This window comes from Hwangdonia seohaensis (assembly GCF_031932625.1).
GTDB lineage: Bacteria > Bacteroidota > Bacteroidia > Flavobacteriales > Flavobacteriaceae > Hwangdonia > Hwangdonia seohaensis.
This window is the reverse complement of sequence record NZ_JAVSCK010000002.1, coordinates 142,888-169,791: the sequence shown is the minus strand read 5'-3', so window position 1 is coordinate 169,791 and position 26,904 is coordinate 142,888. Positions and strand designations below refer to the sequence as shown.

Annotated in this window: 26 protein-coding genes and 1 other RNA gene; 11 read left to right on the top strand and 16 right to left on the bottom strand. The window is 35.6% G+C overall.

Annotated elements, in window-relative coordinates; genetic code table 11:
- Window positions 1-116 precede the first annotated feature (116 nt).
- The 5 genes from RNZ47_RS06090 to RNZ47_RS06070 form a co-directional block, all read right to left on the bottom strand.
- The gene (locus RNZ47_RS06090) at window positions 117-662 is read right to left on the bottom strand and encodes an SRPBCC family protein (protein ID WP_311937830.1); all 546 of its coding nucleotides are present in this window, start codon (window positions 660-662) and stop codon (window positions 117-119) included.
- Between the two features lie 182 nt (window positions 663-844).
- On the bottom strand, window positions 845-2,143 hold the full coding sequence (locus RNZ47_RS06085) for a serine hydrolase domain-containing protein (RefSeq protein ID WP_311937828.1): 1,299 nt from the start codon (window positions 2,141-2,143) through the stop codon (window positions 845-847).
- Window positions 2,144-2,326: 183 nt separating this feature from the next.
- Window positions 2,327-3,142: a mechanosensitive ion channel family protein gene (locus RNZ47_RS06080; RefSeq protein WP_311937826.1), complete on the bottom strand. Its 816-nt coding sequence runs from the start codon at window positions 3,140-3,142 to the stop codon at window positions 2,327-2,329.
- Between the two features lie 10 nt (window positions 3,143-3,152).
- The gene (locus tag RNZ47_RS06075) at window positions 3,153-3,338 is read right to left on the bottom strand and encodes a hypothetical protein (RefSeq protein WP_311937824.1); all 186 of its coding nucleotides are present in this window, start codon (window positions 3,336-3,338) and stop codon (window positions 3,153-3,155) included.
- Window positions 3,338-3,913 carry an RNA polymerase sigma factor gene (locus tag RNZ47_RS06070; RefSeq protein ID WP_311937822.1) on the bottom strand — a complete coding sequence of 192 codons (576 nt, stop codon included), beginning with the start codon at window positions 3,911-3,913 and terminating at the stop codon, window positions 3,338-3,340. The genes RNZ47_RS06075 and RNZ47_RS06070 overlap by 1 nt, the downstream gene beginning before the upstream one ends.
- A 205-nt stretch (window positions 3,914-4,118) precedes the next feature.
- Between RNZ47_RS06070 and RNZ47_RS06065 the strand changes: the two genes are divergently transcribed.
- Window positions 4,119-4,901 (top strand): S1/P1 nuclease, encoded by a 783-nt coding sequence (locus RNZ47_RS06065; RefSeq protein ID WP_311937821.1) that lies wholly within the window; start codon window positions 4,119-4,121, stop codon window positions 4,899-4,901.
- Window positions 4,902-4,964: 63 nt separating this feature from the next.
- On the opposite strand, the gene RNZ47_RS06060 is transcribed toward RNZ47_RS06065, so the two are convergent.
- Window positions 4,965-5,693: an NYN domain-containing protein gene (locus RNZ47_RS06060; protein WP_311937819.1), complete on the bottom strand. Its 729-nt coding sequence runs from the start codon at window positions 5,691-5,693 to the stop codon at window positions 4,965-4,967.
- Between the two features lie 382 nt (window positions 5,694-6,075).
- On the opposite strand from RNZ47_RS06060, the gene RNZ47_RS06055 reads away from it, so the two are divergent.
- Together RNZ47_RS06055 and RNZ47_RS06050 are read left to right on the top strand one after the other, a co-directional pair.
- The gene (locus RNZ47_RS06055; protein WP_311937817.1) at window positions 6,076-8,679 is read left to right on the top strand and encodes a zinc-dependent metalloprotease; all 2,604 of its coding nucleotides are present in this window, start codon (window positions 6,076-6,078) and stop codon (window positions 8,677-8,679) included.
- Window positions 8,680-8,776: 97 nt separating this feature from the next.
- The gene (locus RNZ47_RS06050; RefSeq protein WP_311937815.1) at window positions 8,777-9,967 is read left to right on the top strand and encodes a retropepsin-like aspartic protease; all 1,191 of its coding nucleotides are present in this window, start codon (window positions 8,777-8,779) and stop codon (window positions 9,965-9,967) included.
- Window positions 9,968-10,128: 161 nt separating this feature from the next.
- Here RNZ47_RS06050 and RNZ47_RS06045 read toward each other — a convergent pair whose 3' ends face one another.
- From RNZ47_RS06045 to RNZ47_RS06020, 6 genes are all read right to left on the bottom strand, one after another.
- On the bottom strand, window positions 10,129-10,677 hold the full coding sequence (locus RNZ47_RS06045; RefSeq protein WP_311937813.1) for a 1-acyl-sn-glycerol-3-phosphate acyltransferase: 549 nt from the start codon (window positions 10,675-10,677) through the stop codon (window positions 10,129-10,131).
- A 1-nt stretch (window position 10,678) separates the two neighbouring features.
- Entirely contained in the window at window positions 10,679-11,761 is a 1,083-nt protein-coding gene (locus RNZ47_RS06040) for an iron-containing alcohol dehydrogenase family protein (RefSeq protein WP_311937811.1), read from the bottom strand.
- An 84-nt stretch (window positions 11,762-11,845) separates the two neighbouring features.
- Window positions 11,846-12,550 (bottom strand): HAD family hydrolase, encoded by a 705-nt coding sequence (locus RNZ47_RS06035; RefSeq protein WP_311937809.1) that lies wholly within the window; start codon window positions 12,548-12,550, stop codon window positions 11,846-11,848.
- A 114-nt stretch (window positions 12,551-12,664) separates the two neighbouring features.
- Window positions 12,665-13,393, bottom strand: coding sequence for a 3-deoxy-manno-octulosonate cytidylyltransferase (gene kdsB / locus RNZ47_RS06030; RefSeq protein WP_311937807.1), 729 nt, complete (start codon window positions 13,391-13,393; stop codon window positions 12,665-12,667).
- A gap of 38 nt (window positions 13,394-13,431) precedes the next feature.
- Window positions 13,432-14,007 (bottom strand): DUF4126 domain-containing protein, encoded by a 576-nt coding sequence (locus RNZ47_RS06025; protein WP_311937805.1) that lies wholly within the window; start codon window positions 14,005-14,007, stop codon window positions 13,432-13,434.
- 336 nt (window positions 14,008-14,343) lie between these two features.
- Window positions 14,344-15,768 carry an ATP-dependent DNA helicase gene (locus tag RNZ47_RS06020; RefSeq protein ID WP_311937803.1) on the bottom strand — a complete coding sequence of 475 codons (1,425 nt, stop codon included), beginning with the start codon at window positions 15,766-15,768 and terminating at the stop codon, window positions 14,344-14,346.
- A gap of 126 nt (window positions 15,769-15,894) precedes the next feature.
- On the opposite strand from RNZ47_RS06020, the gene RNZ47_RS06015 reads away from it, so the two are divergent.
- From RNZ47_RS06015 to RNZ47_RS05995, 5 genes are all read left to right on the top strand, one after another.
- Window positions 15,895-16,632 (top strand): hypothetical protein, encoded by a 738-nt coding sequence (locus RNZ47_RS06015; RefSeq protein ID WP_311939044.1) that lies wholly within the window; start codon window positions 15,895-15,897, stop codon window positions 16,630-16,632.
- Entirely contained in the window at window positions 16,616-17,437 is an 822-nt protein-coding gene (locus tag RNZ47_RS06010; RefSeq protein ID WP_311937801.1) for a DUF3822 family protein, read from the top strand. Before RNZ47_RS06015 ends, RNZ47_RS06010 begins: the two co-directional genes overlap by 17 nt.
- Window positions 17,437-17,976: an RsmD family RNA methyltransferase gene (locus tag RNZ47_RS06005; RefSeq protein WP_311937799.1), complete on the top strand. Its 540-nt coding sequence runs from the start codon at window positions 17,437-17,439 to the stop codon at window positions 17,974-17,976. The genes RNZ47_RS06010 and RNZ47_RS06005 overlap by 1 nt, the downstream gene beginning before the upstream one ends.
- 167 nt (window positions 17,977-18,143) lie before the next feature.
- The gene (locus RNZ47_RS06000; protein WP_311937798.1) at window positions 18,144-18,668 is read left to right on the top strand and encodes a nuclear transport factor 2 family protein; all 525 of its coding nucleotides are present in this window, start codon (window positions 18,144-18,146) and stop codon (window positions 18,666-18,668) included.
- A gap of 78 nt (window positions 18,669-18,746) precedes the next feature.
- Complete coding sequence (locus RNZ47_RS05995) at window positions 18,747-19,499, top strand: hypothetical protein (RefSeq protein ID WP_311937796.1); 753 nt, start codon at window positions 18,747-18,749, stop codon at window positions 19,497-19,499.
- Between the two features lie 63 nt (window positions 19,500-19,562).
- Here RNZ47_RS05995 and rnpB read toward each other — a convergent pair.
- Window positions 19,563-19,885, bottom strand: an RNA gene (rnpB, locus tag RNZ47_RS05990) — RNase P RNA component class A.
- Window positions 19,886-20,235: 350 nt separating this feature from the next.
- Between rnpB and RNZ47_RS05985 the strand changes: the two genes are divergently transcribed.
- The 3 genes from RNZ47_RS05985 to RNZ47_RS05975 are packed head-to-tail and all read left to right on the top strand — an operon-like array spanning window position 20,236 to window position 23,130.
- A complete protein-coding gene (locus RNZ47_RS05985) occupies window positions 20,236-21,966 on the top strand; it encodes a DNA polymerase III subunit gamma/tau (protein WP_311937795.1) in 1,731 nt (576 codons plus the stop codon).
- 10 nt (window positions 21,967-21,976) lie between these two features.
- On the top strand, window positions 21,977-22,546 hold the full coding sequence (locus tag RNZ47_RS05980; RefSeq protein WP_311937793.1) for a hypothetical protein: 570 nt from the start codon (window positions 21,977-21,979) through the stop codon (window positions 22,544-22,546).
- A 2-nt stretch (window positions 22,547-22,548) separates the two neighbouring features.
- Window positions 22,549-23,130 (top strand): MiaE family protein, encoded by a 582-nt coding sequence (locus RNZ47_RS05975; RefSeq protein ID WP_311937791.1) that lies wholly within the window; start codon window positions 22,549-22,551, stop codon window positions 23,128-23,130.
- Window positions 23,131-23,200: 70 nt separating this feature from the next.
- On the opposite strand, the gene RNZ47_RS05970 is transcribed toward RNZ47_RS05975, so the two are convergent.
- The 3 genes from RNZ47_RS05970 to ppk1 all read right to left on the bottom strand — a co-directional run bounded on the left by RNZ47_RS05970 (window position 23,201) and on the right by ppk1 (window position 26,869).
- A complete protein-coding gene (locus RNZ47_RS05970; protein WP_311937789.1) occupies window positions 23,201-23,791 on the bottom strand; it encodes a porin family protein in 591 nt (196 codons plus the stop codon).
- A gap of 107 nt (window positions 23,792-23,898) precedes the next feature.
- Complete coding sequence (locus RNZ47_RS05965) at window positions 23,899-24,804, bottom strand: Ppx/GppA phosphatase family protein (protein WP_311937787.1); 906 nt, start codon at window positions 24,802-24,804, stop codon at window positions 23,899-23,901.
- A gap of 1 nt (window position 24,805) precedes the next feature.
- Window positions 24,806-26,869 (bottom strand): polyphosphate kinase 1, encoded by a 2,064-nt coding sequence (gene ppk1 / locus RNZ47_RS05960; protein WP_311937785.1) that lies wholly within the window; start codon window positions 26,867-26,869, stop codon window positions 24,806-24,808.
- Between the last annotated feature and the right edge of the window lie 35 nt (window positions 26,870-26,904).

Sequence of the window (26,904 nt, the reverse complement as noted above, 5' to 3'; positions counted from 1 at the left end):
ATTTTGTTATCGAGTGGATTCCTGCCCGATGGTTATCGGGATGCGCAGGAGGCAGAATTATCAAAAAGGCCCGTAATCCTTATTTAGAATACCAGCAGGAGCTTCTGAATTTCCAACTAGTTTTCTTCGGTGGAAAAATAGTCTTTCGAGTTTTTCTCAATGGTATTTTTAAGATTGGTGAGATTGGTTTCCTCTTGCGTTTTGATTGTGTTTCCCATCAAAGCAATTATAGATTTAGAAACCATTCCATTTCCTTCGCAAGTAGTGCTTGAATTGATTTTTGTTTTCCCATCGATTGAGGTCATTTTGAGCTTATAATCCATATTCATGAAGTCGGAAGTAAACAACATAGATACCGATTCGTTTGGAACGATTTCTGTAATTTTTTCTCGAATAGTCATTTCCTCGCCATCAGTCACAAAATATACATCTGATACGGCTCCCACTTCACCGGGCGTGCCGCTAACATGTTCAATTTTTTGAAACCCCATTAACCAATCGGACATTTTTTCTTCATCTTGACTAACTGCCCAAGATTCGGCTAAAGGCTTATCTACGAGTACTTCGCATTCATAAGACAACTCTGTTTTTATAAACCCTAAAAGGAAAAACCCGATAACCAAAATGGCTAAAATTCCAAGGATATATTTTAAGTATTTCATAATATAAAATTTTAATTTAACACTTGAGTATTTCTGTTTGAGTGATACAAGAAATTTAATTTTTTAAAACGATTGAAGTCTTAATTGGTTTCAATCGGTTAATTCTGTCGATAGTCAAAATTTGTTTTATAAATTTAAGACAAATTCAATTATAAGCGTCTAAAATTACTAAAAAAGAATGCTTAATCATCAACAGCTTGCATCACCAATTTTCTGAATTTATTGGAAGTATCATCGCCATTAATGCGTTGGGTTTGTTTTAAAAGCACACCAATTACCTGCTCTTTCGGGTCTGCAAAATACGTAGTATTAAAATAGCCGCCCCAAACAAAAGTGCCTTCGCTTCCGTTGCCACCTAAATCCTGTCCTTTTTTATCAACCAACCCGAAAGCCAATCCATAAACTGCTTTTATATCTTCCGAAATGTATGGTATTTGGTTGGTTAAAATGGTTTCAACGGTGGTTCTGCTTAACAATCTATTGCCGTTTAAGGTGCCATGGTTCAAATACATTTGTAAAAAAGCAGCGTAATCTTTTGCGGTGCTTGATAATCCCGCACCCCCGGAGAAAAAGCGTTTTGCGCCTTTAATGGGGTAATCGGTATCGTAAAATGTATTTGGATATTTTATCCACTTATCATCTTCTTTGGTTTGTACGGTAACCAAACGATTGTATTTGGATTCCGGAAGATAGAACTGGGTGTCGTGCATGCCCAATGGTTCAAAAATTCTGGTTTTTAAAAACTCATCAAAAGGCATTCCCGATACGATTTCAATAAAATAACCCAACACATCGAGCCCTTCGCTATAGGTAAACTTTTCGCCTGGGTTATGGTGCAGTGGCAGTTTTGCCAGCTTTTTAATGTTATCTTCAATACTGATGTTTTCGGTTGTAAACAAATCGATAATACCAGCTTTATTGTACAGTTTTTTAAATCGACGGTCGCCATCAATAACGCCATAACCAAGTCCCGAAGTGTGGGTTAATAAATGCCGAATGGTGATTTGTTTTTCTGTGGGTTTGGTGGTGTACGATGAATCGCTTTCGTTAAACGTTTCTAAAATTTGTTCGTCTTTAAATTCCGGAATGTATTTTGAAATGGGGTCGTCTAAATTAAACTTGCCTTCTTCCCAAAGCATCATAACCGCTGTTGATGTGATGGCTTTTGATTGTGAGGCGATTCGAAAAATGTCCGATTGTTGCAAAGCTCTTTCCGAAGCATTATCCGCCATTCCAAAGGCTTTGTGGTACACTATTTTTCCGTGTCGCGAAACCAATGCCACAGCACCGGGAATAACATCGTCTGAAACGGCTTGGTTGAGCATCGTATCAATATAACTCAATCTGAATTCTGACATCCCAACCTCATCAGCTTGGGCTTCAGAAAATGTTTTGGATGCTTGTGTTTGCGTGGGGTCTTTCGATTTAAAACAGCTTAGAAAAAAGAAGGAAATAGCTAAAATATATAGTAGTTTTTTCATGGTGAAAACTAGTGGTTTTGGTTAGACATAAATAGCTAAGTTACTTTTTTTAAACCATTTATAAAAAGCATCAGCTTAATGGTAAAAAAAATCCCTTTTCAAATAAATGAAAAGGGATATAACATGTAGAGAGTTGCTTAACATACAGGCAGTAACCAACCAAATTTTAACCCTAACTTAAAATTAGTCCTGTATTTTAACTTGGCTCTCTACAATATCTTTAATAGGGACTATTAATTTTCCTTCTTCTGTTTTTATCGTTACCGATATACTGTTTATAGACTCTACCTCGCCTCGGATACCATTAAATTCAATCACCTTACCTACTTCGTATAATTTTCTGGTGTAAAAGGTGTGCAATACTTTTTCAATAACATTTCGAGCTCCTAAACCAAACGCCAAGGCAAAAGCCAATAAAAATGCGGCGAGTATCATTTTTATGTTACTCGTAATTATTTCGGTATTTATTTCAGCTTGATTTAGAGCCGTTACACTTATTAATACCATTAACAATAAAAAGACCAATTGGCTTAACAGCTTGCCTCCAGACAACTCCAAAGATTCAAATAAACTCTGCAACGATTTTTTAACAAAAGTTGCAAACAGCAAACCTAAGGTTACAATGGCCAAAGCCGTAAACAGTTTTGGCAAATATCCCATAAAGCTTTTTAAACCTTCTGATACCATGGTGAGCTCCAAAATATCGGCAACAATGGAAATCAAAACAATATACAGCAACCATTTGATGGTTTTAACAAGAATGTTTACCAAATTAATATTCAAGGTTTTGCCCTCTGATAATTCAATCTGGTTGAGCTTGTCTCCTAGTTTATTTACATTGGCTTTTAAGAGCACTTTTTTTAATACACTGCTAATGATTTTTACAATGATTAAAAAAATAATAATCAACACAAGTACGCCAATAATTTTGGGTGCAGATGCCGCAATATCAAGCCATAAATTTTGCAATGATTCTTTTAACTGTTCTAAAAATTTCATAATTGATGGGTTATAATTGGTTGTTTTTTTGTCGCTTGCTAATCACCGTTTCTATAACATGGCTAAAATTATAAGAAAACAAAGCAGCCAGTTCCATGATGAGTTTAGCCATGGCAATATCGTTCATTACCTTTGTCTTTAACTCTGGCGGAACTTCCTTTAGTGGTTGGTTTATAAGTTTAAATGGATTATCCATTATTTAAGGTTGTTAGTATATACGGTTTTTAGCTTGTCTTTTGCGCGTTTAATTCTCATTTTAACTGCACTTTCACCTATTCCTAAAACACTTTCAATATCTTTTATGGAAAGAAAATCTTGGTATTTTAACAATAATATCATTTTCTCTTCTGGAGAAATGAGCTCTAAGGCCACTTTTAATTTATCAACTTTCATATCCAGAAAACTGGTATCGCTTTCATCGGTATAAGAAAGGTTTTCAATATCCTTATAATCTACGGATTGTTTCTCAAATTTTTTAGCCGTATTTCTTGTTACATAATTTACACAATGGTTATAGGTAAACGCATACAACCAGGTTGAAAATTTCGATTTCCGTTTAAAACTCGCCAACTTAACAAAGAGTTTTAAAAACACATCTTGTGTTAAATCTTTAGCTTCGTCGGTATCTTTTGCAAACCCAAAACACTTGTTATATACCAATGTAGCATACCTGTCGTAAAGTATCTCGAAAAGCACAGTGTTATTGGTTTTAACAATGGCTTTTACCAAATCTTCATCGGGCAAATTACTAGTATCTGTTAGGGTTTTCAAATGTAGCTTACGGCTCTTTTAGTTGTTTTAGTTAAGACACAGACTTATTAAATAAGTCACACAATATTCAAAGTAAATGCTATATTTCACAAAAATGAATACACCCATTTTCTTCTTACCGAAATATAATATTATTTTTACAATTTATTAAAAACTAAAGCAAAATTATTAGCGATTTTATTCCTAATTTTGAAAAAATATTTTTATGAAACTACTAAGCATTTATTTAATTACGTTATTATTTTCGGCAGCAACACACCCCAAAGCACCAGAAGATTATTGGAGCGCCACAGGACACAGGGTTGTTGGTAAAATAGCGGATAAGCACCTTAACAGAAAAGCAAAAAAAGAGGTTAACAGACTTTTAAAAAGAAAATCGTTAGCCTTTGTTTCTACCTTTGCCGATGAAATAAAATCTGATAAAAAATATAACAAATACTATACGTGGCATTATATAAATATGCCTTTGGATGAAACTTACGAGAACTCAAAAAAGAATCCAGATGGCGATTTGGTAACGGGTATTGCCTATTGCAAAAGCGTTATAAAAGATGAAAATGCATCAGACGACGATAAGGCCTTTTATCTGAAATTATTGATTCATTTAATTGGCGATTTGCACCAACCTATGCATGTTGGCTTACAAGAGGACAAGGGCGGAAACGATTTTAAATTACAGTGGTTTTACAAGGATTCTAACCTACACCGTGTTTGGGATTCCCAAATGATTGATCAATATGATATGAGCTATACAGAATTAGCTGAAAATACCGATGTTTTATCCAAACACCAAGTTAAGGCCATACAACAAGGCACCGTTGTAGATTGGGTAAACGAAACCCATCAATTAACCAAAAAGGTGTACAGCACGGTAAAACCCGGCGAGAATTTGAGATACCGATATTCGTATGATAATTTTGAAACCGTAAGAAGCCAATTGCAAATTGCTGGCATTCGATTGGCTAAAGTTTTAAACGACTTGTTTTAGGAAAATATGTAAACACAAACAAAAAAGCCCAAAGCGTGAAAACACTTTGGGCTTTTTTGTTTTCTATTTATTCTTCACATAAATCAACTTAAACCGGGCATTGCTTTGGTCGCGTTGTTCCATGTCAAATTGAGGAAGCGATTTAAAAAGCGGTGTTAATTTAGTAAACCCAAAGTTTCTTGGATCAAAATTAGGTTGCTTTTTAAGTATTAACGAGCCCACATCGCCAAGAAATGCCCACCCATCGTCATCGGCGGCATCGTCAACCGAGTTTTGGAGCAGTTTAATGACTTTAGGCGTGATGCTATATAGGTTTTCCTTTTTGGTTTTTCGGCCCTTTTCATCTTTATCGTTATCACTTTTTAAGATTTCCAAGTAAATAAACTTATCGCAGGCTACAATAAACGGATTGGGTGTTTTTTTCTCGCCCATGCCATAAACTACCATACCGGCTTCCCGCAATCGTGTAGCGAGTTTAGTAAAATCGCTATCGGACGATACCAAACAAAAACCGTTTACTTTTTCAGAATACAATATATCCATCGCATCGATAATCATCGCAGAATCGGTGGCATTTTTGCCCGTCGTATAACCGTATTGCTGAATGGGGGTTATGGCATTTTCAAGCAGGATATTTTTCCATTTTGACAAATGCGGTTTGGTCCAATCGCCATAAATTCTTTTAATGGTTGGTGTGCCGTATTTTGTTATTTCTTCCATCATTTCAGAAATATACTTTGATGGGATGTTGTCGCCGTCAATCAAAACGGCAATTTTTGTGTCTTCTTTCATAATTTATAAAGGTACTTAAATATAACAGAAATCCGTTCTGCATTTTTAATGAAAATAATTTCTATGTTACAGTTCGAGTGATTTTGAGCAACGAAAAATTGTATCGAGAATCCATTTATGGTTCAAAAAATTATTGTTCTCGATACAAATTTTACTCATTTCAATCTTAAAATTCACTCGAATTGACAGAATTTTGCCAAAATATACAACGGGTAACAGCATATAAACATTCGGCAGACCTTCTTCTTTTTAATTCCATAAACAAACCCTTTTGGGCGTTTTTAACATTTTATAAAGAAATAAACATTTCATTATTTCTATTTTTAGCAAGACTAATTTTCAAATAATCAATCGGGTTTAAATCCTTTAAAACATTTATTTCATGAAACACCAAAAACTCAGAGCTTTAAAATTTTTAAGCCTTGCATTTATGCTAGCGCTTTTCCTTGTTCCGCTTAATGCCGAAGCTCAAAAAAAGAAACGCGGAAAGAAAAAAAACCAAGTCGAAGCTCCGGCTAAACCTGCTCCAAAAAAATCAAAAGAAAAAAAGATTGAAGACCTTGTAAAATCCAGTAAAAAAATTGAAGGTTTATTTACCATCTACCAAGATACGATTACGGGATCTTTACAAATGTTGATTTCTGATGACCAAATTGAAAATGAGTACATTTATTTTAGTCAAATTGCAGATGGCGTTATGGATGCCGGAAGAATTATAAGAGGCATGTACAGAGGCTCAAAAGTTTTTAAAATAAAAAAGCACTTTGATAAAATTGAATTTGAAACGCAGAACAATTCGTTTTATTTCGATCCGGAAAGTGCTCTTTCAAAATCAAAAGATGCCAATATTAGCCACGGTAATATGGCCAGCATTAAAGTTGAAGCACACGATAAAAAGAAAGGCCTTTACTTAATTAAAGCGGATGGTTTGTTTTTAAGTGAAACATTTTCTCAAATAAAAAATCCGAGGTTTCCAGGCGCATCGCCAACCGCTTTTAAGCTGGGTAGTTTAAGTAAAACGAAAACCAAGATTAATTCGATTAGAAATTACGAAGAAAACACCAATTTGCAAGTGGAGTATGTGTACTCCTCGCCTTCTGTTTTAAATGGCGGATCCAACGCGGTTGCCGATGGCAGAAACGTGAGTATTAAAGTGTTCCATAGTTTAATGGAAATGCCTGATAACGATTACGAAATACGATTCGACGACCCAAGGGTTGGGTATTTTTTAACACAGGTTAACGACCAAACCTCTACGAGTGCTACACCGTATCGGGATTTGGTGCACCGTTGGAACTTAAAAAAGAAAGACCCCAATGCCGCCATCTCTGAGCCTGTTGAACCCATTACTTGGTGGATAGAAAATTCTACGCCAATGGAGTGGAGAGAAACCATTAAAAACGCGGTTTTGCAATGGAACGTGGCTTTTGAAAAAGCAGGCTTTAAAAACGCTATGGCCGTAAAAATACAACCCGATGATGCCGAATGGGATGCTGGCGATATACGTTATAATGTACTGCGTTGGACATCGTCTCCACAACCGCCTTTTGGTGGTTACGGCCCCAGTTTTGTAAATCCGAAAACCGGACAAATTCTGGGTGCGGATATTATGTTGGAATACGTGCATTTTACCAATAGGGTGATGTACGATAAGCTATTCGATTTAGCCTCGTTAAGCCAAACTTTTGATGATTCTGAAAATTATGAAGACGATAAAATGTACTGTTCCTTAGGCCATCTGATGCACGAAAACACATTATTTGGCAAGGCGGTTTTACAGGCATCGAACGCGACCGATTTAGAGATGAAACGCATGAAAAAAGAAGCGATGACGGCGTTGATCATGCACGAAGTTGGGCATACCTTAGGTTTAAATCACAACATGAAAGCGAGTCAGTTATTCTCGCCGGAACAACTTGCCGATGCCGAATTTATTAAAGGTAAATGTTTAACCGGTTCGGTTATGGATTATGCGGCCATAAACATTACAAAAGATAGAAGTAAACAAGGACAGTATTACGATACCGCCGTTGGACCTTACGATGTTTGGGCCATTCAATTTGGGTACACACCCTTTGAAAGTGGGGCTGAAAGAGAAGCTTTATTAAATCAATCGACCAAACCCGAACTCATTTTTGGTAATGATGCCGACGACATGCGTTCTCCAGGAAAAGCCATAGACCCACGCGTTATGGTTGGCGATTTATCAAACGATCAAATTACCTATTCAAACGATCGTTTTGAGGTTATTAACACGATGATGGAAGGTATTAAGGATAAGTTTTCTAAATCTGGTCAATCATACCAAGAATTAAGGCAAGCGTATTATATTTTAAGCAGTCAAAGAGGAAGTGCTGCCAATGTTGTTTCCAGATTTATTGGCGGTGTTTATGTAGATCGATCTATGGCAGGTCAAGCAGGTGAAACGCAACCTTACACCCCGGTGAGTTTAAACGACCAAAAAAGAGCCATGGCAACCTTAAACAAACACGTTTTTGCACCAAATGCTTTTGATGCGCCAAACGATTTATACAACTACTTAGCCATGCAACGCCGTGGTTTTGGGTTTATGCGTTCAACAGAAGACCCTAAAATACACAGTCAAGTATTGGGTTATCAAAAAAACGTATTAAACCACTTGCTGCACCCCAATACATTACAGCGTATTACGGATTCTGAATTGTACGGTAACTCGTATAAATTATCCATGGTAATGAGCGATTTAAACCATGCTATTTTTAAAGCGGATATTTATTCCAACGTCAATTCATTCAGACAAAATTTACAATTGGAATACACCAACATGCTTATTGATATGCTAACAGGCAAACAAAGCAGCAGGTATTCCAATAATGCGAAATCTATGGCTTTATATAATTTAAAAAATATACGAACCATGGCTGCACCTTCTGGAAATATAGCATCAAGAGCGCACAAACAACATTTAAGAACGCTTATTGACAATGCGTTAAAAGAAGTTAAATAACACGCATTTTATACAACAAACAAAAGCCATATCGTTAAAAATGATATGGCTTTTTTATTTTTATTGGTATCTTAATAAAAAAAATAATTTTCTTAAAATGAAAAAAATTGTAGCTCTCATTTTTTTGTTAGTTTCCATTCAATCTATTGGTCAAAAAAACTTATTCACCAAGGGTTTAGTTACACCAAAAAACTATTACACAGAAATTGAATTTGAATATATTTCAGAAAAAATAATTATTCCGGTTACCATTGAAAACAAAACCTATCGTTTTTTATTTGATACGGGTGCGCCAAACTTAATATCGACTCAAATTAAAAATGATATTGAAATCAATGCTATAAAAAGTATCAACATTAAAGATGCAACAAGTAAACGAAATAGTTTAGCGGTTGTATCGGTGCCAGAAATAACAATTGGCGGTGTTTCTTTTAAAAACTGCCCCACTTTAGTTGACGCGAATAAGCAAAATTTTATTTTCGACTGTTTTGAAATTGATGGTATCATTGGGAGCAATATGCTGCAAAAATCGATAGTTCAAATAGATTTAAAAAAGAATGTGATTCGGCTAACCAACAAAAAAAAGAAACTCACTTTAAACAAAAGCGATGCTACAAAACTGCATTTAATTGGCAGGCAAAAAAGCCCGTATATCTGGATTGATTTACATGGAAAAAAAAGAGCCAAAGAGCATTTGTTAATCGATACGGGCATGAAAGGGTTTTACGATGTGTCGCTTAAAAACTTTAACGCACTTCAAAAAAACAAGATATTCAAGGTGCAGAGTGAAGGCATTGGCAGTAAAAGCATTGGTTTTTTTGGTGCTGCGGAAAAGAGCAAACTTTACAGGGTTACGGTTGACACCTTAAAAATAAACCAAACCATTTTTAAAAATGTAACCACGGCAACCACCAGCGACGATAACTCGAGGATTGGTTCTGAAGCGTTAAAGCATGGTGTGATGACCATGGATTTTTTAAATAAGAAATTCTATTTTTCCTCGTACGAATCCACTAATGATTTAGCGGAAAAATTATGGGGATTTAGCCCTACGGCAATTAACAACAAACTTGTTGTTGGAGTTGTTTGGGATGATAATTTGAAAAAGGAAATTAGCTTTGGCGATGAAATTATAAAGTTAAATGCGCTCGATGTACCGCAAATTGATATTTGTGATTTTATAACTTCAAAAGCAAGTTATACTAAAAAAGACACTTTGGAATTAACTGTGAAAACTTCTGAAGGTTTATATAAAACAGTACGGATTGAAAAAACATGGCCCCAATAAAAAAGCTACTTTAGGTAAAGTAGCTTTAAGTGTTTATTATCCGAATGTTTCTTTTTAGAGCCAGTGACTGGTTTACTTTATGTTTCATTCGCAATTCTATTTATTAGCATTCAAAATGTATGCCAAAATTTATTTTGAAAGACAATTTTTAATTAAAAGCCTTACGAATATTCAGGTACTTTTCCTTTTACATCTTTATAGAAATTATACATGAATTCGAAATCTGCTTTCGTATCATCTGTAGGATAAAAGGGCTCTGAAATCTTGTTTTGTTTATTTTCAAAATCCAGCGTAAACATAATAATGGGTACCTTGGCTTCTTTAGCGATATAATAAAAACCGGTGCGCCATGTGTCAACTTTTTTTCTGGTGCCTTCTGGAGCCATCGCCATTCTAAACTCGTCTTTTTCAGCAAATAACTTTGCTATGGCCTGCACTTTGTTTTCATTGGATTGCCGGTTAATTGGCGCACCTCCCAAAGCTTTAAAAAACCAACCAATAGGAAAAACAAACAATTCTTTTTTACCAACAAAATTTGTTTTAATGCCGAGCACAGAACGCAATAAAACGCCGATATAAAAGTCGTGCCAACTGGTATGTGGTGCAGCAATAATTACCGCTTTTTTAATTGTATCGTTAGAAAAATTGGTGTTGCCAACAGCTTTCCAACCTAAAAGCTTAAAGTAAATGAATTTGGCTAACCACCGCATATTACATTTTTTGGTAAAGTTCTTTTAATTTTTTGGGCGTCATTATTTTTTTCCAATTTTTACCCAGCGCATTTTCCCAAAGCGGTTCTAAACTAAGCGATATATTTATCATGATATCAAATTCCCTATCGCTTAAATTGGCGCATATCCCTTTAGGCAACACAATATTATGCTTCTTTTTCATGGCTTTAAATACCTTTACGCCTTCGGGATAAAATTCTTCCAAATGATTGAAAACAATGCAATTGCCTATACCGTGCCTTGTTCCCAATAAATAAGATAATCCGTAACTCATGGCGTGTGCCACACCAACTTGCGAGTAGGCAATGCTCATACCACCGTGCCACGATGCCATCATGAGTTTTTCCTGGGCATCAACACTTGATAAAGTATCGGTTAAAAATATCTCTTCACATAATTGTAAAGCCATATCGCCATAACTTTGGCTAAAGGCGTTTAAATAGGTTCCCGTAAGCGATTCAATGCAATGGATATAACAGTCCATACCGGTGTAAAACCACTGTTCGGTTGGCACATCTTTGGTAAGTTCGGAATCTAAAACAACCTGATCAAAAGGTGTATAATCTGAATTTATACCTAGTTTTCTTTCCGGCCCCGTTAACACCGTAGTCCTCGAAACCTCGGCCCCTGTACCAGATATAGTGGGAATGCCCACATGATAAATAGCTGGGTTTTTAACCAAATCCCAACCTTGATAATCTTTGGCTTCTCCTTTGTTGGTAATCATGATAGATACCGCTTTGGCCAAATCTAAAATAGTGCCTCCACCAATTCCAATAATACCGGAAGGGCGTTCTTTGGTATTTAAAATAATATCTTCAACCAGCTCATCGACTTGCGATGTTCTGGGTTCCTCATTTGCTGATATATAAATAATTCGGTCATCGTAAGACGTAGGTATTCGAGACGACAACCAGTTGTTGTTTTTAAAAATATCATCTACCAAAAAAATAAATGGTGCGTTAACGCTTAATCGTTTTGGGGCAATAATATCATTTAACTGATTAAAACTACCTCTGCCAAAAATTACTCTTGGCACCATGGGAAAGTTTCTATAATTCATTTAATGTAATTTCTTTTTTCAAATTGTAAAAATAGTACAATTTTCATTTTTACTCGATTAAAAGGCAATGAAATATCTTACCAATTAATCCAATAAATCTAAAACCTCTCTTAAACCACCAATGGTTTTGTACGTTTTACCGTTCGTTTCTTTTTTGCTTACCGTTTCGTGCGCCCAAGTGGTATGAAATGGGATATGAATGGCGTGGGCTTTAATATTTACCAAGGGCAAAACATCCGATTTTAAAGAGTTTCCTATCATTAAAAACTCTGTGGGTTTAATATCCAAATGATTTAAAAGATTGGAATAATTACGCTCTTGCTTATCGCTTAACACTTCGATATGATGAAAATATTTGGTTAAACCAGATTTTTCCAGTTTGCGTTCTTGGTCCAATAAATCGCCTTTGGTAGCCAATATCAATCTGTATTTTTTTGAAAGCACGCTTAAAACGTCTTCAACGCCATTAAGCAACTCTACCGGTTTTTCAAGCATGTTTTTGCCAATATTCAAAATGGCTTCGATGGTTTTATTTGAAATATTATAGTTTGACAACTCTAAAGCCACTTCTACCATCGATAAAATGAAAGCCTTAACGCCATAGCCATAAAGCGGAAGATTTTTCATTTCCATTTTAAACAGCTCTTGGTCTATTTTATTTGGGGTTTCGTATTTTGACAACAAGCGTTGAATCTCCTCCTCGGCCTCACGAAAATAGGTTTCGTTAACCCAAAGTGTATCATCGGCATCAAATCCAATTACTTTAATGTGTTGATACTCTTTTTTCAATTTTTTTGTTTATAATAATTCTAATTCACTTTAAAAAGATTCCCTTTTTATTCATTATTTAACATTTTATAATAATGAATTCATGAATCTTACGATTTCAAGGGAATGACTTCGTCACTTCCATAATTTATTTGCGCGTTCTAAATCTTCCGGGGTATCAATCTCGATACCCTGCACATCGGTTTCAACCATTTTTATGCGTTTGCCGTATTCTAAATAGCGCAATTGTTCCAGCTTTTCAGAAGCTTCTAAAGCAAGCATAGGCAATCGATAAAAGTCCAATAAAGCTGCTTTTCTAAATGCATAAACGCCTTTGTGTTTGTAATATTTTACATCAACGGTTTTATCTCTTGGGAATGGGATTACGCTACGCGAAAAATATAATGCGAAATTAGTATTATCGACAATAACCTTCACCGTATTTGGGTTTTTAATTTCCTCGTCATCTGTAATATGAACCATTAATGAGGCTAAATCTATGGTATTATCGTAATCATCTTTAAAGACTTCAATCAGTTTTTTTAATGATTCTGCATCAGTAAAAGGCTCATCGCCCTGCACGTTTATAACGATATCAATATCTAAATCTTCAACAGCTTCGGCTATTCTATCGCTACCGCAATCGTGTTCCTTAATGCTCATAATGGCTTTACCGCCGTTGTTAACTATCTCTTTGTAAATGATATCGCTATCGGTAACTACAAAAACATCATCAAATAAATTGGTGGCAACGGTGGCTTCATAAGTCCGACGGATAACGGTTTTTCCGCCTAAATCCTGCATGAGCTTTCCGGGGAAACGAGTGGCGCTGTATCGCGCGGGAATCATTGAGATTATTTTCATCTACTTCTAAATAATGTAGTTCAAAAATACTATAAATATTACTGATTTTTAACTTTAGATGGTTTAAACTTTTTATACAATCGGAAAATTATAAATAATATGATTGCTACTAAAATGATAGCTAAAATGGGGAGGAATATTGAAATAACCGACATTACTGTAGCCGTAACGGTTTCAATGGTCGATACTATGGGATTTCCTAAACCACCCGTTGTGGCCGTGGATGCCAATCGTGTTGTACTTGAGGTTCCGGCAATGGCCGCCGCCGTTCCGCCACCTGCGACAATGGCTAACGACCAGGTTATAACGGGGCTTAAATCGGCCACCGTAGACATCATTACCGCCGTTCCTGCAAGTGCCGCCAAAGGCACCGCGATACTATCCAATAAATTGTCGATATAAGGTATAAAATAGGCAAAAATTTCTACCAGCGTAGCAACGCCTAAAGTTATTAATGCGGTGGTACTGCCAATCCATTCCCAAGATTCGTTGAGTGGCCAAACATCAAAATAAGCAGCCAAACTCAATGCGAACAACGGCAAAAACACCCTGAACCCAACCGATGCGGCTAGACCAACACCTAAACATATACTAATAATGGTTTCTACTGTCATAAGCCTAAATCCCCTTTCGGGAATTTTTTTAAAGATTAATAATCATTCAAAGCTAAAATACTATGCTAATTTACAAAGATTTTTAAAGTTAATTGGTTGATAAAAAAACTCCAAAATCAGTAGTTTTCAGTCAAAACTTATCTTCTAACTCTTTAATTTAAAACCCACCCCTAGCCCCTTTAAGGAGGGGAACTCTCACTTTTATAAATTAAAAAGTGATTTATTAATTTGTACACATTTCCGCAACGTTAATACGGTGAGATTTTGTACGCAAACAAATTTCCGTCTTACCCTGAGTGAACATCCGTCTTCGGTCTTCCAACTTTCAACTTAGCGCTATTCCTCAAAAAAATCATCCTTAAAACCTATAAGATACAATTTATCCTTGGCCCTGGTTACGGCGGTGTACAGCCAACGCAAATAATCTTTATCTACACCATTGGGCAAATAGGGTTGCTCGACAAAAACAGTGTGCCATTGTCCACCTTGGGATTTATGACAGGTTATGGCATAAGAAAACTTAACCTGCAACGCATTAAAATGTTTATTACCTTTTATTTTTAAGAATCTTTTGTAATTGCTCGTTTCGTTTTCGTAGTCTTTTTGGACTTCTTGATAGAGTCTATTCGACTCTTCGTAAGGTAGCGAGGGCGTTTCGGCATCAATGGTATCTAATAGCAAAACGGTTTCAAATGGTCTCATTTTTGGGTAATCAACCATGCGTACCTTAACTTCCGCGAAGCGAAATCCGTATAATTCCTTAATCGAAAAAATTTCTAAAACCTCAATTATATCGCCATTGGCAATAAAACCGGCTTCGCTTGTGGGCTTAATCCAAAAATAATTATTCTTAACCACCATTAAATAATCGCCCGCGGTTAACTCGTGTTCGTTAAATAAAATCCGACTTCGTATTTGCTGGTTATATAGGTTAGCGCGCTTATTGCTGCGAACGATAATAGCGGTTTCCTCGTTCCCTAAACTGCTGTAGGCATCGTTTATGGCCTCCATAATATCGTAGCCATCAACCAATCTTACAATATCGGTAAAACCGTTTAAATCGAATTTAAAAGCATCGTGGACATTTCTTGATAAAGCCTCGCGCAGCACCGTGGCGTTTTCTAAAATTCCCGAATCCTGCTCTTGTCGCATCACTTCGTCCAACTCCATTTTTGTAACCTCTTTGTTGTAATTCAAAGCCAATTTATTTTCATCCAATGCTGGGCTTAAATCGAGTTTTACCGGAGGTAATTGGGCGGTATCACCAATTAAAAGCAATTTACATTGGTGACCGGAATATACATATTGCATTAAATCGTCCAGCAACGATCCGTTTTCAAAAAATTTAGATTCCCCGGGCGTATCAGGAATCATGGAAGCTTCATCAACAATAAAAATGGTGTTTTTGTGCTTATTGGGTTGTAAAATAAATTTCACACCGCCACCCTTATCTTTTTTAGGAAAATAAATTTTTTTGTGAATGGTAAAGGCTTCTTTGTTTGAATAATTCGAAATCACTTTAGCCGCCCTTCCCGTTGGCGCCATTAACACAGCGCTTTTTTTTGCTTTCCATAAATTGGTAACAATGGTACCAACAATAGTGGTTTTACCCGTACCGGCATAACCTTTTAACAAATACAGGGCGTTTGGTGTTTTGCTGAAAATAAATTCTGAAAGCTGTTGGAGTACAATATTTTGTTTTAACGTGGGTTGAAACGGAAACTGCTGTTTTATAAGGGCGTAAAATTCGGATGAGGTCATTTAAAACAAAATAATTAATAAATTATTCAAATATAGAAATGATTTTTACGTACTTTGGTTTTTACGATTAAAAAAAAATTGTAGATTTGCTAAATACCATTAATAAATTTATTTAATAAATAACGTATCATGAAATTAATTCTCGTTGCAATTGCTGTAATTCTTGTAACAATTGGCTTAGTTAAGTTAGTTGACAAATTTATTCCCACTAAATTTAAACCTTTGTTGCAAGTTGTGCTTTGGATAACTATTGCTTTTTTAGGATATAATACATTCCAATCTGTTTACGGTCCGGTTCACTTTAACAAACTAAAAAACAAGCGTTACGCCGAAGTCATTAAAAGCTTAAATGATATAAGAGATGCACAATTGGCGCACAGAAAAGTAACGGGAAAGTTCTCAGGAGACTTTGATAATTTGATTAAGTTTGTTGATACCGCACAATTTACGATTACACAACGTAGAGACTCTAGTGTAAGAGACGAGGTTTTATCCAAGCAATTTGGTGTTGATATGTTTAAAGATATTGTTATTATAGATACTTTGGGATTTGTACCCGTAAAAGACTCCTTATTTAAAAACTCCGACCGTTATAAAACCATGATGAATGTGCCTGTTGGAAAAGAAGGTGAAAAATTTGAACTTAAAGCCGGTTTTATAGAGCAAAACAATACAAAAATAGCAGTGTTTGAAGCAAAGGTTAAAAAAGACGTGATTTTATTTGATCAAGATAGAGACCTTGTTTTACAGGAAAACCAAATAGTGTCTGTTGATGGTGTTAACGGAAATGCCTTAAAAGTAGGCTCTATGGACGAAGTAAATACCGCTGGAAACTGGCCAAAAACATATGGCGCTAACGAATAAAAACTATAACAAACTAACTAATCTGGAATTGTCCATTCAAATAAGTTTGAGTGGACTTTCTTTTTGTATACTGCAAAGGGATACCAAAACAATTACGGCTTTAAAGCATGTTGATTTTGAAAAAAAGCTAAATCCGTTTGAAGTTTTAGACCAGCTAATCCACTTGTTTAACACCGAGGTTGCCTTACAGGTTTCGTTTAAAAATGTTAACGTTATTCATACCAACGAGCTTTCAACCCTAGTGCCAAAACCATTGTTTAAAGAAGCTTGTTTAGCCGATTATTTAAAGTTTAATTCAAAAATCCTTAAATCCGATTTTATCGCTTTCGATATTATCGAAACCAACGACAGTGTTAACGTTTACGTCCCGTATATAAATATCAACAATTTTATTTACGAAAAATTCGGAAGCTTTACATACAAACATTTTTCCACCATTTTAATAGAACGCATTCTATCTATCGAAAAAAATGCGGATGGCACCAAGGTTTATGTCAATGTAAATGCAGCTCATTTTGAAATTATTGTAACAGATAAAGGAAAACTCATCCTTTATAACACTTTTGAATACAGTACAAAAGAAGATTTTATTTATTACATTCTTTTTACCGCCGAACAATTAAAACTTAACCCGGAAACGCTACATTTAATTCTTATTGGAAATATTTCGAAAGATGATGAATTATACAACATAGCTTATACTTACATTAGGCATGTAAGCTTTGGGAAGCGATTGGACAATTACAAGTATTCACAACCCGTTGAACCCAACCATTCAAACTTCACTTTAATACACAGTTTTTAATGCGGATTATTTCAGGATTATATAAAAGCAGAAAAATTGTAGCACCAAAAAACTTGCCGGTGCGCCCTACAACCGACATGGCTAAGGAATCGCTGTTCAATATTTTAAACAATCGTTTTTATTTCGATGCTATTTCCGTACTCGATTTATTTGCAGGAACAGGCAATATAAGCTACGAGTTTGCATCAAGAGGCACCCAACAAATCACTAGTGTCGATCAGGATTATGGCTGTATAAAATTTATAAATCAAATCGCTGAGAAATTCAATATGCCCATAAACACCATTAAAAGCGATGTGTTTAAGTTTTTAGAAAAATCCACTTTACAAACCCATATTGTTTTTGCAGATCCGCCCTACGCTTTTCCTGAAGAACAGTTTGCAAAAATCCCAGAATTAGTATTTCAGAATAATTTATTATTAGAAGATGGTTTGCTAATCATCGAACATTCCAAACACACCGATTTATCTCATCTAAGCCAATTTAGCTATTCCAAAAGTTATGGTGGCAATATGTTCAGTTTTTTTGAAGCCAACTAAGTTTTCTTTAACATTTCATACTTAATTGCTTTTTTTTCAGTAAATTAGATTTCACCTTAATAGTCCCCGGCTCTAAACATAAACTTTATTCTCTCTAAAAAAGCAGGTCTTTTTTTAAGTTTGGTTATGGCAATTTATCAGTACTATTAATTAAAACCTTAAATAAAATGAAAAAACTTATCCTATTAGGGCTTATATTAACCCTAGTGGTATCCTGTAATCAGGAACCACAACGTTATTTTTCAGAGTCACCAGAAATTGAATCCATAAAAGAAAGAGTAAAAGCCTATGAAGCCCAAGATTGGGATGCTTGGAAATCCCACTTTGCCGATACCGCACAAGTATTTCACAACAAAAACACGGGAATACCGTATCTGGAAAGTATGAAACGCCATCAAGACATGATTTCCAATTTCTCATCCTACGGTTTTTCAGATGATAAAACGGTATTGGAAATGGTCATCGACAAAGAAGGCAAAAAATGGGTGAATTACTGGTCCGTTTGGAGCGGTAAGCTAAAAGCCAATGGCAAAGAATTGATCATACCTGTGCATTTAACCTCTCAATTTGCGGATGGAAAAGTGGTCAAGGAATACGGATATTACGATACCGCCTCAATCACGGCAGCCTTTATAGAAATTGAAGCTGCAGAGATGGAAAGCAATTCCGCTATGGGAGAAGCATTAAATTAGTATAAAACAACTCCCTTTTTAGATAAATTATTAGCTATTATCAACATTTAAATAACCAACCAATTAAAACAATTAATTATGAAGACAATCAAAACAACTATGCTTTTGGCATTAATGCTATGCCTTACGGTAAACTTTTCCAATTCACAACAAGCCTATCAAATTCATCAAGACAATGTAAAGCCTTCCAAGTTCATGGAATACGAAAAAATTGCGAAAGAATTCCAAGCAGCATGTATTGAGCACAATTTACAAACCTCGTGGTTTTCGGCTATGAGCCATGATTTCAAATATTTTTACGTTACGCCCATTGAAAACTTTGCAGAATTAGATAAAAACCCATTTGCAGACATGGCAAAAGCCATGGGCGACAAATTTGGAGAAATGTTCGATCGTTTTGATGCATGTTACGACTCGCACGGTACTTACATCATTGTAAAAGACGACGCGCTAAGTTACAGTCCCGCCGAAGATGCCCAACCAGCCGAGGCCGAAAACTACCGAACTTGGTTTTACATGTATTATAAGCCAGAAAATGCCAAAAAAATGCGCGAAGGCATGAAAGCCGTTAAAGCCATGTTTAAAAGCAAAGGCTCAACGGAATATTACAATGTATACCGCAACGGATTTGGGCAAATGGAAAGCTATTATTTTGTTTCTATCCCTGCAAAAGACGCTATAGATTCGGCTAAAAGAGGCGAAGCAAACAAAGAAGTTTTAGGCCCAGACCGATGGGACACTTTTGCCAAAGTAATGAATTACACCACAAGAACGGAAGAGTACACAGGCGAAATGCGTCCGGATTTATCGTATGCACCAAAAGAAGATTAATTTTTTTACCAACCAATTTTAACTATAAACCCTTCTTTAACAATGTAAAGAAGGGTTTATTTATTTCCAAGCAAATCTATAAGCCGAATTCTGTATGTCCTGAATTTAAAACTCAAAACACCCTTATCATTTATCTGAGTGCATGGTTACCCATACACTTTAGCTGCCTACCCTCCAGCATCGAGCGTGCCGCCCTCAAGCACTGGTTTACATGACATTGCACCACATAGAGTTTACCCGGTTTCACTACAGCATTACCTGTACATACTTTCTGTTGCACTTTTCCTAACCTCACGGTTGGTGGCCATTAACCACTATGTTGCACTACGGTGTTCGGACTTTCCTCCATCCCGACGAATCGAAACAGCGATAAGGCGATTTACTTGCCTGCAAAATTACAACAAACAAATGCTACTTTTTCATGAATATTCAATTATTTGGGCGTTAACCCTCCTTTGGTCGGGGTCAGGCTTTCACTACTCGCTTCCTCCTATCGTCGGCGAGCTCAAACAGATCGTTCAATCCTTAACGCGGATTTATTTGCCGGTTTTTGTTTTTAAAACAGGAAGTCGTTTAGTTTTTGGATAAGCCAATTATTTACACATAAAACCATTAAAACCCACATCAACTTAACAACAATAACTTGTTAATAACTCCTATTAAATTCTAAGTTCAAAATACTGAATTCAAAATTGAATTTTTAACTTTGTTATCTATTCAAAAAGCAATAATAACATTGGAGCACTTTGTAGTATCGGCACGTAAGTACAGACCCCAAACGTTTAAAGACGTGGTGGGGCAGCAAGCTATTACAAACACCCTGTTAAATGCTATTGAAAACAACCATTTAGCACAAGCCCTATTATTTACTGGTCCTCGTGGTGTTGGTAAAACAACCTGTGCCCGTATATTGGCTAAAATGATTAATAGCGATGGTACCGAAACAGGTGACGAAGATTTCGCTTTTAATATTTTTGAATTGGATGCGGCTTCAAACAACTCGGTTGATGATATTAGAAATTTAACCGATCAGGTTCGTATTCCGCCACAAGTGGGCAAATACAAAGTGTATATTATTGATGAGGTGCACATGCTATCGCAAGCAGCTTTTAATGCCTTTTTAAAAACCTTAGAAGAGCCACCAAAACACTGTATTTTTATTCTCGCTACTACCGAGAAACACAAAATAATCCCAACGATTTTATCGCGTTGCCAGATTTTCGATTTTAAACGCATTACCGTTAAAGATGCCAAGGCATATTTAAAATACATTGCTGAAGAACAAGGTATAACTGCCGAGGATGACGCGCTACACATTATCGCACAAAAAGCAGATGGTGCCATGCGCGATGCGCTTTCTATTTTTGATCGTGTGGTTAGCTTTTCGGGCAAAAATTTAACACGACAAGCGGTTACCGAGAATTTAAACGTGCTGGATTACGAAACCTATTTTACGAGCACCGACCTTATTTTAGAAAATAAAATCCCTGAATTATTAATTCAGTTTAACAATACGCTTTCAAAAGGGTTTGACGGCCATCATTATATAGCGGGATTAGCGTCGCATTTTAGGGATTTACTGGTTAGTAAAACCCCAGAAACCATCGAACTTCTCGAAGTTGGCGAAAAAACCAAAAACAAATATTTAGAGCAATCCAAAAAAGCCTCGCAAGCTTTTTTAATGCAGGGCATCAATCTTGCCAACGATTGCGACCTCAAGTATAAAACCAGTAAAAACCAACGCTTACTTGTTGAGCTTTGTTTAATGCAGCTTGCCTCTATCACTTTTGATGGAGAAAAAAAAAATAGCAAACATTACATAATACCGCCTTCGTATTTTAAAAATAAAGGCATCACACCTATTCCCGTTACCGTACCTTCAAAAGCTGCCGATAACCAAGCAAACCATGAAGCCACGGAAACCATTGCTAAAAAAGCAGAGGTGCCCGCCGCGGTTGCTAGTTTACAGGTAAAAGAACCACCAAAAATTGTTTTAAAGCAAGATAACAAGCGTACATCTGGATTGTCGTTAAGCAGTATTAGGGCTAAAAAAGAACATCAAATACGGCAAATGGATGTTGTTATTGATGAAGAAAATCTACCCAAAGATGCTTTTACCGAAAAGCAAATGGTAGACACTTGGAATGCCTATGTTAAAATAGTTGAAGACAAAGGGCAGTACAACCTAGCTTCTATTTTGCGGATTGATAAACCCAAATTAAAAGACACGACGATTCATTTGGAATTTCCCAACGAAACCAACAAGTTGGAAGTCGAACGTCAGCAATTCGATTTATTGGGCTATATAAGAAAGACCTTAAATAATTTTGACATCAATTTATCGATTACCGTAAATGAGGTTTTAGAAAAAAAATACGCCTATACAAGTGCGGATAAATTTGAAAAACTAAAGGCTAAAAACCCGAATATAGAAACTTTAAAGAACACTTTTGGGCTAGATATATAAACTGTTATTTATGAGGAATTTATCTATTTTATGTTGCGCATTAATTATCACTTTAATAAGTTGTGATGGACGTGACAGGATACATAAAACCAATGCCGAGGTTTTAAAGGAAAACAAACTGTTTGATTCTTTTTCAGAGGAAATAAAATACATCCCCGAACTACGTACCGAGATTTTAACAGACACCATTTTAAGTACCGGTTTTCGGGTTAAAATACAATACTATGCCCTCGACAAAGCGTATTCGTCAAAAACGATAAAGACTTCAAGCCTTATAAATAAAACACTTCATTTTAAAAATTTTGAAGCTCAGTTTCAAGTCTTAAAAAACAACCAAATAATCGCCCAACATGTTATCAATAAAGACGTGTTCAAAAAATTTGAATCTCCTGCTTTTTGGAAACAAGCCATCATGCAGTTTGTTTGGATAGATTATGAAAACTCAACCGCCGATTTTATAAGCATTAACACTTCTTTTAACATTCCGGAAACAGATATTTACAAAGACTTTAGCATAATAATTGATACCTTTGGTGCGGTTAAAATAAAAGAAGTCAATCTTCTTGAAAACGTACTATAATTATGCTAGGATTAAAATTACCAACCGATCCGCGTTGGGTTAACATTGTAGAAAAAAATATTGAAGACATCCTCACCGATCATGCCTTTTGTGAGCAAAAGGCAACAAGTACCGCCATATCCTTAATTGTAAGTTTTCCCGAATACACCGATTTGGTGCAAGAAATGGTGGCTTTGGTAAAAGAGGAAATCAGCCATTTTAAGATGGTACACGATATTATATTAAAACGTGGTTGGACTTTAGGTAGAGACCGACGCGATGATTATGTGGTGCAATTGCTTAAATTTTTTCCAAAAGGCGGCAGCAGAACCACACAACTTGTGCACCGGTTGCTATATGCGGCTTTAATTGAAGCTAGAAGCTGTGAGCGTTTTAGATTGCTTTCTGAGGAATTACAGGACAAAGAATTGGCCGATTTTTACAGAAAACTCATGGTAAGCGAAGCAAATCACTACACCATGTTTTTAGGCTTTGCCAGACAGTACGGCAATAAAAAAGAAGTTGACACCAAATGGCAACAACTTCTTGAATATGAGAGTAAAATTATGGCTAATCTCGGAAAATCCGAAACCATTCATGGTTAAACGTTAGTTAAACACTAAAAGTGTTAAAAGTATAACACTAAAAGTGTTAAAAAATTAAACACAATAAGTGTTAAAATTTATAACCAACACCTATTTGAATATTTGTGTTTTTAGCTTCAACGCTTAAATCGTCGTCAAAAATATTTGAGAAACCATAGGTATATCTTAAATCGGCAAAAAGCATGTGCGATAGCTTGTACTCAATACCGCCAACGCCCGAATAGGCAAAGTTTTTTATACCATCATCAACCTTATGTACTTTTAAACCTACTTGTGGTCCAGCGCCAATATGTATTTTTTCACTAAGTCTAAACCTGAAAAAGATAGGTGCTTGAATATAGTCCAAATGTAATTTTTCTTCGTTTGCACCTTCAGCAGAAAACTGGATTTCTGGCATTAGTGAAATGGTTTTGGACAAACCAATGTTGGCAAAAAAACCAACAAATATGCTGTTTCTGTGCTTATTTTCCATGTTTGGTGCAGTATCAAAACTAAGGTTTGAAATATTAAAACCACCTCTTACACCGTACATAACGCCTTGAAATGCAATGCCTTTCGACTTTACTTTTACCGAATCCGCAGCCTTATCAGAATCTTTATCTTGAGAAAATCCAAAAAATGAAAAACCAAGTAGTACTGTAAATAGTATTAATTTTTTCATAAGTTATTATTTAATAGGTTTGGGTTTAAAACTCTAGTAGTATTAGGTTGACGAATATATATTATAAAATTATAATACCCGTATTTTAAAAGATGAATGGTAAAATTTTACTGTGTATTGCTAGAAACGGTATCGTAATATATACTTTTTATAATGCCATCGGCAAGTCCTATTTTTGGAACATATATGTATTTTGAACCACTCCATTTCATGGCCGAAAGGTAAATGCGCATGGCAGGAATAATTACATCGGCACGGTCTTGATTTAATGAAAGTTCGGTGATTCGCTCTTCATAAGAATAGCTTTGCAGCAGATGGAAATAAGAACTTAAATAAAAATAAGTAAGTGGTTTACCTAAGGCTTTTCCTGATATTTTGAATATTTTATTGATGTTGCCACCAGAACCCAAAACATCTATTTTATCGTAATTCTTTACACTGGTTTTAATCCAATGCTCTAATTCTTCCCACGCTTCCTTTTTAACCATGTCGTTAAGAAGCCTTACCGTTCCTATTTTAAACGATTTTGAAGTCTCTTGTTTTCCACGATGAATAATGCTAAACTCGGTACTACCACCACCAACATCTACATACAAATAGGTTTTGTTATCGTCTATAAATTTATTCAAATCGGTTGCGGCAATAATGGCTGCTTCTTCTTCACCTTCAATGACATCAATACTAATGTCTGAATGTTTTAAAACCAAGTCGACTATTTTTTTGCCATTTGAAGATTCCCGCATCGCCGATGTAGCACAGGCTTTGTATTTTACTACTTTATGCGATTTCATTAAAAGCTTAAAGGCCAACATGGTGTCTAAAATACGCTGTGTGTTTTCTTTTGAGATTTTTTGCTTAATAAAAACATCGGCACCTAATCGAATGGGGACACGCACTAATGAGTTTTTTTTAAACAACACCGGTTTCCCTTTTTCTTCAATAATGTTTGAAATTAGTAGTCGTACAGCATTTGAGCCTATATCGATGGCGGCGTATTTTTTTATTGAAAGCATATTATTTTTGCAACTTGTTTAAATAATAATCGTAAATAGCAATTTGTGACCTTACTTTTGGTTTATCGTTTATGCGATACTCATTTTCTTTGGCTGTGTTTAACAATCTAGCCTTTACATTGTCGTTCCAACAGATTTTATAGGTATCAATTATTTCTTGTTTTATGGCGTCGTTATAAATAGGACAGCTGACCTCTACCCTATTATCAATATTTCTCGTCATCCAATCTGCAGAAGAAATGTATACTTTACTGTTGTGGTCTTCCCCAAAGATATAAAGTCTGGAGTGTTCTAAAAATTTATCGACCACACTAATAATTTCAATATTGTCGCTCATCCCTTTCACCCCGGGAATCAAACAGCAAATACCTCTTACTATCATTTGAATTTTAACACCTGCCCTACTAGCTTGGTATAATTTATCAATCATCACATAACTAGAAATACTGTTCATTTTTAAACGGATTCTACCCGTTTCTCCCTTTTTAACCTTTTCAATTTCTGCATCTATTAATTTGAAAACAGCTTTTTGCGTATTGTGGGGCGAAGTAATTAAGTGTTTATATCTGAATATTTTATAATTGGCATCAAAAAAGTTAAAAATTTTATTGACGTCTTTTAGGATACTTTGGTCTGAAGTAAAAAACGTGTGATCGGTGTATATTTTGGCTGTCGATTCGTTAAAATTCCCAGTACTTATAAAGCCGTAGCGTTTTATTTTATTTTTTTCCTCACGTTCAATAACACACATTTTACTGTGCACTTTTAAACCTTGAACACCAAAGATTAGGTTGACGCCCTCATCTTCCATTTGTTGCGCGTAATTAATATTGGCTTCCTCATCAAAACGGGCCTGCAATTCAATTGAAACGGTAACCGTTTTACCGTTAATGGCAGCGTTTATTAGTGAACTTGCCACATGCGAGATTTCAGCCAACCGGTAAATGGTAATTTTAATGGTTTTTACCTGCGGATCCAATGCAGCTTCCCTTAAAAACTTAACAACATAAGAAAACGTGTGATACGGTGCGTAAAGCAAATATTCCTTGGTGGCAATAGCTTCAAAAATACTGGATTCGAAACTCAGGCCTTCAATGGGCAAAGGTTCTATTTTGTCATAAAGGAGGTCTGTTCTTCCTAAACTTGGAAAACTCATGTAATCGCGACGGTTGTGATAACGGCCTCCGGGAATAATACTATCGGTATCATCAATTTCCATCTTCGTCATTAAATACTCCAAAGTATCGTCATCAATGGTTTTATCGTAAACAAATCTTACGGGTTCACCTATTTGCCTATGCTTTACACTATCGGATATTTTTTCGATAAAACTTTTACTTAAATCACTTTCAAAATCCAATTCCGCATCACGCGATATTTTAATCATGTGCGCCGATATGCTTTTGTAATCGAAAATATTAAATATGTCGCCTAAACAATGGCGCAATAAATCATCAATTAAAATTATATAGCGTTTATCGCCCTGTTTGGGCAACACCACAAATCGGTTAATGGACTTTGGTATTTCCAAAAGGGCAAATTGTTTATGGCCATTTGCCATTAACATTCTAACTGCCAAATATGCGCCCGAGTCTTTTAAGTTTGGAAGCTGCACCAAATCATTTAAAATGATTGTAACCAGCGCTGGACTTACATTTTGAACAAAATACTTTTTTATAAAATTGTGTTGGGCATTGTCAATTTGGGTTTCATCAATTATATAAATGTTTTCATTTTCCAATTTAGATTTTATCGTATCTAAAATACCCAAACTCTCGCTTTGTTGTTTAATAACAATTTGAGTAATAATTTCCAACAACTCCTTTGCTTTAATGCCCCCAAGTTCGTTTTTACCGCCTTTGCCCGCTTCTACAATACGTTTCACGGTGGCGTAGCGCACTTTAAAAAACTCATCTAAGTTATTAGAAAAAATACCCAAAAAACGCAAACGCTCTATTAATGGTACGGTCTCGTCTGTGGCCTCTTGTAAAACCCTGGCATTAAATTGCAACCAGCTTATTTCTCTATTTATATAACTATTGTTGTGTTTTTCGGCTTTCGTCATGTTTTTAATTAAGGGAATATGATAACAAATATATT